Source organism: Sulfurimonas sp. (assembly GCF_018698455.1).
In the GTDB taxonomy this organism is placed as follows: Bacteria; Campylobacterota; Campylobacteria; order Campylobacterales; family Sulfurimonadaceae; genus Sulfurimonas.
In genome coordinates this window covers 1-12412 of record NZ_JABIOQ010000056.1, presented here as the reverse complement: position 1 = coordinate 12412, position 12412 = coordinate 1, and the positions used below count along the sequence as shown (strand labels likewise).

The following is a 12412-nucleotide window of genomic DNA, read 5'->3' as shown; positions in this document are numbered from 1 at the left end:
GCTCTAACATCATACTAAGCAAAGAGACTCTTCTTGAGCAATTCAGATCATTTTACAAAGAACACCAACCAAAAGATATGGAAGATGCGATAGAGAAGTTTTCTATTTTTGGTGGTGTAGGTTGGAGTAAGTTCGACACCTCAAAAGACTCTATGGAGCTTATAGAAGAGTTCATACTTCCTGATTTTAGGTACATTCGTAATGATGTAACTGACCTTACTACAGGTATGCCACTTCACCACTCACTCCTGAGTGCAATAGCTCTTGGCGATGGACAAACACACACGGCATATAAACGTGCAAATGTTTCTAAAGAAGTTGGTGATACTGCAGTCGAAGAGCTATGTGAAACGGGTGTTATCAGGCTAGACAAATCAAAGGCTATTTTTACTACATGGGGTGATAATGAAACCGTCTCAAATAAACTTTACTTTACCTCTCCATTCTTACGTTTTTGGTTTGCATTTATATCGCCAATATTTAAAGGTATTCGCGATGGAGATTACAAAGAAGTAAAAGAAAGATTTGCTAACAGGAAAGCTGAATATTTTCAGCTGACATTTGTCGAACTGGCTCATGAGCTTTTAAAACTTAACTTTAAAGATGATGAACTTAACAGCATAGGTACATACTGGGATAAAGAAGTAGAGTTAGATATATTTTCTAAAACTATCTCCGGTAAGACTATTATCGGTACATGTAAATACACAAACGCGAAGGTCAAAAAAAGTGAACTCACTCGCTTACAAGAAATCAACGAAAAGGCTAATATGGATGCTGATATTTTTGTTATCGTCTCAAAAAATGGATTTTCTAATGAGCTCAAAGTACTTAAGAGTGAAAACATTAGACTTATAAGCCTCAAAAATTTTAAAAAGCTTGTAGAGTAAATGTCTAAAAAAGTACTCCTTATCCATGGATGGGGTGGTAGCCAAACACCACACTGGCAAGCCTGGCTAGCATCCGAGTTAGCCTTAGATTATGGAAAAGTAAGCTTTTTAAAATTCAGTGATATAGAAAATCCAAAACTTGATGTTTGGATGCAAGAACTCCAAGAAGAACTCAAAGATTTTCAACCTGACATCGTTATTTGCCACTCTTTAGCAAACACACTCTGGTTTCACCTCTGTAACAAAGGAACTCTCTCTCAAATAGAAAAACTCTACCTTGTCGCCCCTCCAAGTATGAAGTGTAATGTCGAAGAACTCAAAGAATTTTTTCCTGTAAAAACACCAACAAACTTATATGCAAAAAAAGCATGTCTTGTAAGTTCAACAAATGATCCCTATATCAAAATATCTGAAGCTCAAAGGCTCCAAAAAGAGCTAAAAATAGAAATGAAAATACTACATAATGCAGGACATATAAATAGTGATAGTGGTTTTGGAAAATGGATGTGGATTTTAGAAGAGGTTCAAAAAGGGTAAACCCTTAGGCATATACATCTAAAAGATTTGTTCCTGTTGGTAAGTACTCTTCTATTGGTTGTGGAGCTGCTGTTGTAACAACTGGTTCTGCATCTTTTTTTGTCTCTTGTGGCTTCTCTTTTTCCACTGAACTAAGATCTAATCTTCCAACTTGTACTTGCGAAGAAGAAGGCGATTGAAAGGTATATTGAGTGACATTCATAATATCCTCCTCATTGTGTATACAATAATTATAGCACAAAAAGAATATCTTATCAAATTTGGTGTTTTAATCCATCCACTTTTTAGGGTTATAACCATCGGTGGGACGGACTACTTCTTGTACTTCTAGACTCTTAAACATCTTATCTGTTACATCATCTTTGTTAAATCCAAACTTCTCATAAAATTTGACTGCGTTTACATCCTCTGGAACTTTAGTACTCAAAGCACTATATTTTGCACCTGCCTCTAGTAAAAACTGCTGCATCATATGTGAGCCTATACCAAGAGAGCGAAGTTCGGGAAGTACTGCTATGCTGAGTGTTGGTTCAGAGCTTGAATCAATCTCTCTTGACCAAATAGCTCCTGCGATTTTGTTATCCACCAGGGCATAGAGGCCTAAGTCTTTGTGTGTCAAACCAAAATTCTCTGTATACTCTTTAAACTCGCTACACTCTTTTCCATGAGCCAAAGGCAGCATATCCTTCACTATTTTTTCTTCACTTGAACGTAAAAAATAAAGTTCTATATTCAAAATTATTCCTTATCCAAATATTTTTGTATGTCACTCTCTATACTTTTAGGTTTTGTAATTGGTGCATACCTATCAACAACATTACCCTCTCTATCTACTAGAAACTTTGTAAAGTTCCACTTAATAGATTCTGTTCCAAAAAATCCAGATTGTTCTTGTTTGAGATAATTATACAGAGGATTTGCATTTTCTCCATTAACATCTATTTTAGAAAACATATCGAAATGAACATCGTAAGTACCTTGACAAAAGAACTTTATTTTCTCATTTGAAGCACTCTCTTGTTCTCTAAACTGATTTGATGGAAAACCAAGTACTACAAAACCCTCATCTTTATGTGTGCTATAAAGTTCTTCAAGGCCCTTGTACTGAGGAGTAAAACCACATTCACTTGCCACATTTACTATCAGTAAAACCTTGCCCTTATACTTGGACATTGAAACATTCTTTCCATCAATGTCTAAAACATTAAAATCATAAATACTCATCTTATTCTCCCCTGCGTTTAACAACAAAGTCATGCTAAATATAAATAATAATCTATAAAATCCAAGCACTAAACTTTTTCCCTTTTATCTTTCCATCATGCAAGCTTTTTTGTGCTTTTTCAATGAATCTTGTTTCTATGGCAACATAAGCCTGTCTATCATAAATATCTATCTTTCCGATGCTACTACCATCAAGTCCAGCGTCTCCAGTTAAAGCACCAAGCAAGTCTCCCGCTCGAAGTTTATCTTTTTTTCCCCCTTCAATAACAAGGGTAACAAACTGTGGTTTTAACTCAAAGTTGGTACTGCCCTTAAGACAACTCTCATCTAAAAATTCTCTTGAGCCGTTTTGATACTCATCAGCCTTATCACTCTCAAAAGAACCGTATAAAGTAATGGCTATACCGTCTGCTCCTGCTCTACCTGTTCGTCCGATTCTATGAGTATATGTTTCATTACCATGAGGAATGTCATAGTTAACAACCATACTCAACTCTTTTATGTCAAGTCCACGTGCCGCAACATCTGTTGCCACTAAAATAGGTGTTGATTTGTTAGCAAACTGAACTAAAACATCATTTCTTTCATACTGTTCTAAATCCCCATGAATAGCCAGTGCATCAATCTTTTTTGATTGTAAACTCTCAGCTAACTCTTTTGATTCTATTTTAGTGTTAGTAAAAACAATGACGTTATCTGGTTTAAACTCTGAGAGTATCTTTATAAGAGTTTCTTCTTTGTTTTGTGTTGCATAGAACTGTTCTTTTATTTGGTTTGGAAGCTCAGTACTTGTTGTTTTTACACTCACGGCATCTGTTTGAATTCTCTTACTAATAGTCCGGATTGCATTATCGTATGTTGCCGAAAAAAGTAATGTCTGGCGTTTCTCTGGAATAAACGCGAGGACATTGTCTATCTCTTCTATAAAACCCATATCTAGCATTCTGTCGGCTTCATCAAGAACTAGCATATCTAAGTTTGAAAGGTCTAAACTCTCTTTGTTTAAGTGTTTTAAAATACGACCAGGAGTACCAACGATGATATGTGCCTGATGCGCAAGCGATCCAAGCTGTTTTCCAAAAGACTCCCCACCTGTTAGCATAAGAATTTTGATGTTATGTTTGAAGCGTCCTATTCGACGAAGTTCTTTTGCCACTTGGTCAGCAAGTTCACGTGTTGGACACATAACAAGAGACTGAACACGAAACTTTTTTACATCGAGTTTACTGAGGAGTCCTATACCAAACGCAGCAGTTTTCCCACTTCCTGTCTTTGCCTCAGCAATGACATCTTTACCATCAAGTATAAGAGGAAGTGCCTCTTCTTGAATAAGTGTTGTTTGCTTGTAGCCTAATGCATCGAGGGTTTCCACCATTGCTGGTTCTAGAGGGAGCTCTGAGAAGTTCATATGTTTATCTTTTTTATGATTATACCATTACTTAGCATAATCCATCTACAAGGGTTTTGTTTATTTTAGTAACTAAATTTAGGAATTTTGAAACTTATACATAATTATAGAGGCTGCAACTGAAACATTAAAACTGTTAACACCCTCTTGCATCTCTATACTTACAACCTCATCACAAAGTTCTAAAATATCTGGTGCTATTCCTCTTCCCTCATGTCCCATTATAAGTACCCATTTTTTTGCTACTTCCACATTACTTAGAGCTACTGAATTTTCACTTATTTCTGCTGCATAAACGCGGTAACCACTCTTTTGCAAATGCTTAATACTCTCTTTTATATCTTCATGTATATGTGTTTTCATCATCTTTGAGTGTCCCATAGAGACGCGAAGAGCACGTCGGTTAAATGGGTGTGGCGTTTGCGCGGCAATAACTAAAGAGGTTACCCCAAGCCCTGAACAACTGCGTACAATTGAACCTACATTTTCAGCAGAAGTTATACCATCAAGAAGGAGTATCGCATCATCTAAGGACTCGAGACTAACATCATCTGGACGAATACCGTGCATCATACAGTTGTGATGTATCTTATGTCCGACTATTTTTTTCATCTCTTCTTTAGTTGTGAGGTATTTTAGAGGAATTTCTTTAGTATTTACAAGAGTAGAGAACTCATCATAGTACTCCTGTGTTGCAAGCATACTCTTAATCTCTAGGTCACTCTCTAAAAGAAGGTTCACAACCTTGGGTGAATCTGCTATAAAACTTCTATCTTCTCTAAACGCAGACTCTCTTAATGTACTATATATCTCAAGCTCAGGTATTGTTATGTCATCTATCTTATTCATCGATTTATACTCTTGTACTATAATATTTTCCTAGACTATAGCATATTTATTTTTAGGAAGAGTGAATCACATATATGAATAATTTCAAACTCTCTCAAAATAAACTTCAAGAATGGTATGTAAATCATGGTAGACATGACCTTCCATGGAGAAATACAGACAATATGTACCATATCTACCTCAGCGAGATTATGCTACAACAAACGCAGGTCAGTCGCGTTTTAGAAGAGTACTATCCTCAGTTTTTAGAGAAGTATCCTACTCTTATGTCTCTTGCCTCTGCCCCACAAGAAGATGTTTTATCTGCATGGAGTGGTTTGGGCTATTACTCAAGGGCTAGGAATCTACATAAAACAGCTATTGCTTGTCCAGAATCTCTCCCTAAAACGCAAGAAGAACTCATGAAACTACCAGGAATAGGTAGATATACTGCAAGTGCTATCTGTAGTTTTGGGCATGAGCAAAACATTCCTGTGGTAGATACAAATATAGCAAGAGTTATAAAACGATTCTTTTCTCTACTTGAACCTAAAGAAGTGACTCTTTGGTCACATGCTAAAGAGTTTGTAAATAACAATGAGTCAAGACATCATAATCTAGCACTCATGGATTTAGGTTCACTTGTTTGTTTACCAAAAAATCCACTCTGCCAAGAGTGTCCACTTGAGAAAAAATGTCTAGGAAAGAGTAGCCCTGAACTCTATACACAAACAAAGAAAAAAGAGTATGAGTTTTTAGAACTATTTTATGGCGTTTACATTAAAAATGGGAAAATTGCTTTACAAGTATCAACCAAAAAAATGTATAAAGATATGTACGTACTTCCAAGTGTTGAACCAATAGAAGAAGATTTGATTGGTAGCTTTAAACATGCCTATACCAAGTATAGACTAAAGGTAAATCTTTATAGGGTTGAGGAAGTGAACGAGGAAGTCATTTGGATAGATGTAGAGAAACTTGCTCTCTCGCCTATTTCTTCTTTGACAAAAAAAGCAGAGAAGTTTTTTAAAGATCTATAGCAAGACTTTTGAGTGTTTCTAAATCTACAAGCTGTAAAATAGCTTGGTGTGTTGCATGAATAAAAATTTGAGGAGCATTCCCATTTTTAACAGCCGCTGCGAAATGTCCACCTGAAAGACACCAGCTCTGTCCTGGCTTAACTCCGGGGAAGTTATACTGAGGGAGAGGTGTTGAAAGATCATTTCCTGCACTTTTAGAATATGCTAAAAACTCTTCTGTTGCATAAATACAAACAGCATGAAGCCCTTTGTTATCTGGTGTTACTTGACAAGTTCCAGTTCTATGAAAACCTGTAAGTGGATCGAGACTACATGGTTCAAGATACTCTCCTAAAACATTTAGTTCTTCAAATATTAATTGATTTTTTGGCATAATTACTCACCTTGTAAATTTTATGTGTGATTGTAGCTTATAATCTAGTAAGTTCTTTTCTCCCTCGTAACTAATCAAGAGACTTAAAGCTCTACTAATCTTTAAACAGGAAAGAACAATGGCAGGAAACCCAGGAATAACCGTAATGCAAATGGAATCAGCTCTAAATAATATGCAAAATACAATGGTCAATGAAGATGGAACTTTTAATCTTGATGACATGTTTTTTGAACTCTTTGATGATTTGATGATAAAACTACAACAAACACGAGAGATAGCACAGACATTTCGAGAGAAAGAGATGAAACACGAAGGTTAAAGATTAGACCGTTCAGAGTTTAGTGTCATTAGCCGATAGTCATTAAAAAAATATCATTGTTCAACAATTTAGTTTGAAACTTAGAGAAAGTTCCAAAACCTACACTTTTTGGAACTTATTTTACACTCATCTTTTTATCCCTACTTTTTATCATTTTTAGAAATAAGAAAACTGATTTTACTGGTTCTGTTTTAGGGGTTCATTATACTTTGCAACAACAGGAGTGGCACCACTTCCAGTTCCTCCACCAAGCCCAGCAATTAAAAACACCATACTAGTACCTTGCAAAGTAGTTTTTATCTCTTCGTAACTCTCAATCGCAGCTTCTCTACCTAAAGATAGGCACATATTTGTACCAAGACCTTGAGTAAGATCTAATCCTATTTGTAATCTTTTATGAGCTTTTGCATATACTAGACCTTTGGCATCTGTATTGATAGAGATTAAGTTAACTCCTTTTATCTCTTTGTCGTGCATAAAGGAGACAACATTCCCACCAGCTCCACCAATGCCAATAATTGTGATTTTTTTAGCTTCAGATTTTTGAAGCATTTGCATTAATTCACTTGCTCTGTTGTAGCTTACCTGAAGTTTTCTTTGTAAGAAACTGACTGAGTAGTTGTTGTTTGATACAATTATCTCTTTGGCTTGTTTATATAAATCTGTATTTTTATTCATAGTGATACTCTCCATATTTTTTTAAATCATAGTTCCAATCATGTAGGCAGGAATATCCAGTTTCTTAATATTATTTATAAACAATAATGGAAGTGGATATTTTTTTGAAATTACACAATGTAGATTTATGATATAAACCTTATTATTACTTGCTTTTAAATCAAATTTCTCAATATCATCAGTGTAGTATCTCATAGATATACAAGATTCAATACTACCTGTACTATCTTGTAGTTTTATAATATAAAACAAAGTTCCATCAATATTTTTTTTCACTTCTGTAATACGGGCTTCAATAACTACATCAGTATCATTCTTAATATTATAAACATCGATTATATTTTTCCTATTTCTATAATTAGGAGGAAATTTAATCTTTAAAGGAGGATGTGATACTTCGCTGATAAAGTTCTCATTGTAAGTTAGTTCTTTTTCAAAACCAGTAGCGACAATAGTGATTTTCACAAAGTCTTCAGAAAAACTTTCATCAGTAGAAGTTCCAAAAAAAATATCTGCATCTTCACCAGCACTCTCATGAACAACATTTATCGCTTTATTAATTTCCATAATTGGAAAGTCTGGATGCATCGTAAAGTGTACTAGGACACCCATCGCACCATTGATTGACATATTGTCTAGTAATGGAGACCCAATAGCAGCTTTAATAGCTTCATAAGCGGCATTATCACCCTCATGTTCACCAACACCCATAAGTGCCATACCTTTATGACTTATTACAGTTTGTAAATCGGCGAAGTCAAGGTTGATATCATTATCTCCATTTGAAAGGATAACACCAGATGTTCCACTAACAGCTTGTGCTAGTACACTATCTACTATTTTGAAGCTCTCTTTCATTCCAAGTTTTCTATCAATGATAGAAAGAATCTTGTCATTTGGAATAACAACAATAGAATCGCTCTCTTTTTTAAGTTCTTCAAGACCTGCTTCTGCGATTTTGAGTCTTTTTTTACCTTCAAAACCAAAAGGTATAGTAACTATAGAAATTGTTAAAGCACCTATCTCTTTGGCAATTGAAGCAATTACTGGTGCGGCACCTGTTCCTGTGCCACCGCCAAGGCCAGTAGAGATAAAGACTATATCAGCACCTTCTAAAGCATTTCTAATCTCATCATGATTTTCAATTGCAGAATCTTTACCAACAGCTGGTTTCATTCCTGCACCAAGACCTTTTGTAAGTTTAGAACCAATTTGTATCTTAGGTATAGAAGTATTCTCTAAAAGCACTTCTGCATTAGTATAAATCATTAGAGTATCTATTCCGAAAATATTTTTTTCACTCATATGTTCTAGCATATTGCAACCGCTATTACCAATACCAAGCACGATAATTCTAGCTCCCTGAATATAGTTATGTTCTTCTAATAACAATTTATACATGTTTTTTTCCTTTTTATAGTATTAGTCCCAATTTATAATTTTATAAGAAACTGCTTCTTTCATTTAAAACAAGTAAAGCTACCTCTTTTTCTTTATGCATTGAATCGCTGGTGTTCCCAAAACAAGCATGAATAGTATGTTTAAAATCAAAAAGAATTTTTCTGTTATTGTTCAGTTCTAACTTTCGTGAAAGATTTTTAGCTCCAAAAATACTACCAGCTTTATAGACTAACCTACCACCCTTTGCAATATGTTCAAATATTTTCATATATGTTTCAAACTTATCTTGAGGAATATTGACAATATTAATTTCTTTGTATTCACCATTTAAATAATATTCATGATAAACACCTAAATTCTTGAGTGCTACTTTATAATCTACCCCTTCACTATCATCAGAGGAAAAATTAAACTTTAAAACCTTTTCCATCTTATGCAACCTTTGTACTAAAATAATCATATAACACTTGCTCTTGAACTTCAGAAATCTGAACAAAACCAATTACAAAATTTACACCACTTTGTGAATGTTTTCTTATAAATTCAAATGCCTTTTGGTGTTTTATATACTCTGAAAATGTCACACCTTCTAAATAAACTATTTCAGGTTCATTTGACTCGATGTAGTATTTTAATTTTTGTAGTGGGTCTTTATCACCAGAGTCTTCAAACTCGACATCATCTAAAACTTTATGCATGTTTTTCATGAGTTTAACTAGCTCTTTAGTGTTAGTATTTTTAGAAATATATTCCTTAATGTCTAAATTTATAAGTCCTGAAACAAGTATTTTAACTATGGAGTGTTCACTAAAATTAAAACTTGCAATTAAAAAGTCTTCGGTATCGTCTTTAGTATATATTTTTGTGAGTTGTTCAAGCATTTTAATATCTATCTTCTTATGTGAGAAGAATAAGTTGATGTTGTCATGCAAACTGTTCTTAGGCTTCTTTGTCTTATCCGATGTCCCAGATAAAAGTATCTCAAATATTTCCTGTGCTTCTTGTTCTGTAACACTACTTGAAGAAGATTTTACATTTTCATAAAGATGTTGTACTTTTTCAACAAGTTCTTTACTCTGTAAACCTAACTCATCGGCTATCTCTTGTATCTTAATATTATCCATCTGCACTTCCTTTTTTTTAGAATTGTATAGGATAAAGTCGAAGGCTTTGTGTCTGGTTTTGCTATGGTATAATATTTTAATTTAATAAAATGGATTAATTATGAAAAAAATGTCTCAAAATATATTTGATTATGCAACATCAGAATTAAGCCAAGATGCTTTCATAAGCTTAATGGTTAGTTGGTATGATAACACTGAGGACTCTATACTCAAGAAATTATCTATTGACTTTATTACACAACTGTATGATGGTTATAATGATTTATTCTTAAATAATGAATTACCTATTTTAGAAATCACATCAATTAAAATAATACAACAACATCATAAAATAGATGTTTATTTTGAGGTAACCGATAAAAATGGAGACATAATACCTTTTATTATTGAAGATAAAACATGGACAGAACCACATAGTAATCAGCTTCAAAGGTACAACGATAAAATTAAAAGTCACAGTATAAAAATATTTTTTAAAACAGGTCACCTTACTGAAAAAGATCAAAAATTAACTTATGAAGCTCAATATATGATTCTTGATGCTAAATGGATATATGATTTTTTAAAACCATATATAAATAAAACTTCTAATGTAATTTTACATAATTTTTTCGATTATTTAACACGAGAATTTTATAACAAATTGTATACTGAATCAGGAAATAAAAAGACTTTACATGACTGGGACTGTAATGACTTAAAAGAAGGATTTGTTCAATATGAATTAATCAAGTCAATCAAAAATATAATTTTGAAACCAAATGAAAATTTGATTCGGTATACAAAGAATGGGAAACTATGGGATACATGGTGGACTTTTTTAAATATAGAAAAGAAAACACAATTTTTCATAAAAATTAAAAGAATAGGGAAAAAAGGAAATGAGAGCTATAGACTTAGATTGATTGAATATTCAACTTCCACAGATAAACAGATGAACAGTGAAATTTGTGGAAATATTATTACTTCTTTATCTGATACTGATATAAAACTCACAAAAAATCCAAGATTTAAAGCAAAAGAAACAGAAATTGCATACCTTGAAATGTGTGATGGAGAACTTGAAAAATATGCAGATGATTTTGCTATTTTTATACAAAAATTTATAGAAAAATCAAATGGCATATAAACAAGACTACGATAAAACACTAACCAGACTTAACACCATTATCGCTAGACTTAATGAAGGTGAAGCTCTTTCCGTAAAAGAGTTAGCCCAAGAGTTTAATGTAAGTGATAGAACAGTTCAAAGAGATTTTAATGAGCGTTTAGTGACACTTTATCCTATTTATCAAGATAAACGCCGATGGAAAATGCAACAGGGCTTTAAAATAGAAAAAGCTAAATCTATCGAAGACACAATCATTCTTGATATTCTCGATAAAATGACAGATGGACTTGGCTCAAAGTTTTCCATAAAAGCTAAAAAAATGCTCTCTAAGATAAAAAACAGTGACTTCAATCCTATCTATGCCAAGCTAAACTTAGAAGATATAAGCTCCAATATAAATGATATAGCGACTTTAGAAAATGCGATTAAAAATAATCAACAGATTGAGTGTCGTTACGACTTTGGAACTTATGATTTAAAAATAAAACTCAAACCTTTACGAGTAGCAAATTTTGAAGGATTTTGGTATCTCATAGCACTTGATGCAAGAAACGATACACTTAAAAAATATCATTTGAAAAGCCTAAGTGATACTGTGATTCTTAATATAAAGTTTATTCTTGATGATACAATTGAGACTACTTTAGATAATGCTATAAATATCTGGTTTAATACAACTACCGATGCTTTTGAAGTGATACTTTTTTTAGATAAACATGCAGCGAAGATACTCAAACGCAAACCTATTAGTAAATCACAAAGAGTTATAAGTGAGTATAAAGATGGTAGTTGTGACATTAGCTTGATGATTACTCATCAAAGAGAGATAACTTCTATAGTGCAGTATTGGATGCCACACATAAAAGTCATCTCACCTACAAGTGTGAAGAACTTTGTTGTTAAAAATTGTCAAAAGTTTTTAGAGGAAATTTAAATATTTTAAACAGACATAAAGATGTCGGATTCATTTTATACACTTCTTCTATTAATTCAAGAGGAGAGATACTACAATGACAACTCAAGAAAATAAAATTTCTACAAGTAAATTTTTAGAAATTTTAAAAGACTCAATATGCAAGCATGAGAACCAAGAAATCAATATTGCAATAAATGCACTGCGTAATAATATGATTAATAATGCAGATGGTGACATCTGTTTTAGCCATGACGATCTATTATGCTTTGATAATACAATATCTGGATATATAAATATAATAAAATCCAAGGATATAAACACTGGAATAAATCAAGTAACTACACTACTTAACAATCAAGTAGAATCCATATTGATACACTTTAACATTTTACCTTCTTATGACATGATGGAACTTGCTGCTGTAATTGCAAAAAACGGAGCAAATCGGACACCTATGACACTTCAGTTCGGACACCCATGACAGTTTCATTCGGACAGTGATAACGGAAATGAATCGGACGCTTTGGTCTAAAAACCGTCAAGAAAGAAAAATTTAAGAAAGG

General features: G+C 33.3%; 17 protein-coding genes. 7 read left to right on the top strand and 10 right to left on the bottom strand.

Annotation, left to right across the window (positions count from 1 at the left end):
* Nucleotides 1-77 precede the first annotated feature (77 nt).
* Together HOG88_RS07615 and HOG88_RS07610 are read left to right on the top strand one after the other, a co-directional pair.
* On the top strand, nt 78-890 hold the full coding sequence (locus tag HOG88_RS07615) for a DUF234 domain-containing protein (protein ID WP_295004838.1): 813 nt from the start codon (nt 78-80) through the stop codon (nt 888-890).
* A complete protein-coding gene (locus tag HOG88_RS07610; protein ID WP_295004836.1) occupies nt 891-1427 on the top strand; it encodes an alpha/beta hydrolase in 537 nt (178 codons plus the stop codon).
* A gap of 4 nt (nt 1428-1431) precedes the next feature.
* Here the strand turns inward: HOG88_RS07610 and HOG88_RS07605 are convergent, their stop codons facing one another.
* The 5 genes from HOG88_RS07605 to HOG88_RS07585 all read right to left on the bottom strand — a co-directional run bounded on the left by HOG88_RS07605 (nt 1432) and on the right by HOG88_RS07585 (nt 4908).
* Complete coding sequence (locus tag HOG88_RS07605) at nt 1432-1629, bottom strand: hypothetical protein (protein ID WP_295004834.1); 198 nt, start codon at nt 1627-1629, stop codon at nt 1432-1434.
* A gap of 66 nt (nt 1630-1695) precedes the next feature.
* Nucleotides 1696-2163, bottom strand: a complete 468-nt coding sequence (locus HOG88_RS07600; RefSeq protein WP_295004832.1) for a GNAT family N-acetyltransferase — start codon at nt 2161-2163, stop codon at nt 1696-1698.
* Nucleotides 2164-2165: 2 nt separating this feature from the next.
* The gene (locus HOG88_RS07595; RefSeq protein WP_295004830.1) at nt 2166-2651 is read right to left on the bottom strand and encodes a glutathione peroxidase; all 486 of its coding nucleotides are present in this window, start codon (nt 2649-2651) and stop codon (nt 2166-2168) included.
* Between the two features lie 52 nt (nt 2652-2703).
* Nucleotides 2704-4059 carry an ATP-dependent RNA helicase DbpA gene (gene dbpA / locus HOG88_RS07590; protein WP_295004828.1) on the bottom strand — a complete coding sequence of 452 codons (1356 nt, stop codon included), beginning with the start codon at nt 4057-4059 and terminating at the stop codon, nt 2704-2706.
* Between the two features lie 78 nt (nt 4060-4137).
* Entirely contained in the window at nt 4138-4908 is a 771-nt protein-coding gene (locus HOG88_RS07585) for an RNA methyltransferase (RefSeq protein WP_295004826.1), read from the bottom strand.
* 74 nt (nt 4909-4982) lie between these two features.
* On the opposite strand from HOG88_RS07585, the gene HOG88_RS07580 reads away from it, so the two are divergent.
* Entirely contained in the window at nt 4983-5927 is a 945-nt protein-coding gene (locus tag HOG88_RS07580) for an A/G-specific adenine glycosylase (protein WP_295004824.1), read from the top strand.
* On the opposite strand, the gene HOG88_RS07575 is transcribed toward HOG88_RS07580, so the two are convergent.
* Nucleotides 5914-6300, bottom strand: coding sequence for a DUF2237 domain-containing protein (locus tag HOG88_RS07575; RefSeq protein WP_295004822.1), 387 nt, complete (start codon nt 6298-6300; stop codon nt 5914-5916). The genes HOG88_RS07580 and HOG88_RS07575 overlap by 14 nt on opposite strands.
* A gap of 118 nt (nt 6301-6418) precedes the next feature.
* Between HOG88_RS07575 and HOG88_RS07570 the strand changes: the two genes are divergently transcribed.
* Complete coding sequence (locus HOG88_RS07570; RefSeq protein WP_295004820.1) at nt 6419-6619, top strand: hypothetical protein; 201 nt, start codon at nt 6419-6421, stop codon at nt 6617-6619.
* Between the two features lie 177 nt (nt 6620-6796).
* Here HOG88_RS07570 and HOG88_RS07565 read toward each other — a convergent pair whose 3' ends face one another.
* From HOG88_RS07565 to HOG88_RS07550, 4 genes are read right to left on the bottom strand one after another with little or no spacing between them, the layout of a single operon-like run.
* A complete protein-coding gene (locus HOG88_RS07565; RefSeq protein WP_295004818.1) occupies nt 6797-7297 on the bottom strand; it encodes a DNA translocase FtsK in 501 nt (166 codons plus the stop codon).
* Nucleotides 7298-7318: 21 nt separating this feature from the next.
* Entirely contained in the window at nt 7319-8698 is a 1380-nt protein-coding gene (ftsZ, locus tag HOG88_RS07560; RefSeq protein ID WP_367234838.1) for a cell division protein FtsZ, read from the bottom strand.
* Between the two features lie 40 nt (nt 8699-8738).
* Complete coding sequence (locus tag HOG88_RS07555) at nt 8739-9128, bottom strand: hypothetical protein (RefSeq protein ID WP_295004816.1); 390 nt, start codon at nt 9126-9128, stop codon at nt 8739-8741.
* A gap of 1 nt (nt 9129) precedes the next feature.
* Entirely contained in the window at nt 9130-9822 is a 693-nt protein-coding gene (locus HOG88_RS07550) for a translation initiation factor IF-2 N-terminal domain-containing protein (protein WP_295004814.1), read from the bottom strand.
* Nucleotides 9823-9922: 100 nt separating this feature from the next.
* Between HOG88_RS07550 and HOG88_RS07545 the strand changes: the two genes are divergently transcribed.
* From HOG88_RS07545 to HOG88_RS07535, 3 genes are all read left to right on the top strand, one after another.
* Complete coding sequence (locus tag HOG88_RS07545) at nt 9923-10951, top strand: hypothetical protein (RefSeq protein ID WP_295004812.1); 1029 nt, start codon at nt 9923-9925, stop codon at nt 10949-10951.
* Nucleotides 10941-11867: a YafY family protein gene (locus HOG88_RS07540; RefSeq protein WP_295004810.1), complete on the top strand. Its 927-nt coding sequence runs from the start codon at nt 10941-10943 to the stop codon at nt 11865-11867. The genes HOG88_RS07545 and HOG88_RS07540 overlap by 11 nt, the downstream gene beginning before the upstream one ends.
* Nucleotides 11868-11943: 76 nt before the next feature.
* A complete protein-coding gene (locus HOG88_RS07535) occupies nt 11944-12330 on the top strand; it encodes a hypothetical protein (RefSeq protein WP_295004808.1) in 387 nt (128 codons plus the stop codon).
* Nucleotides 12331-12412 lie beyond the last annotated feature (82 nt).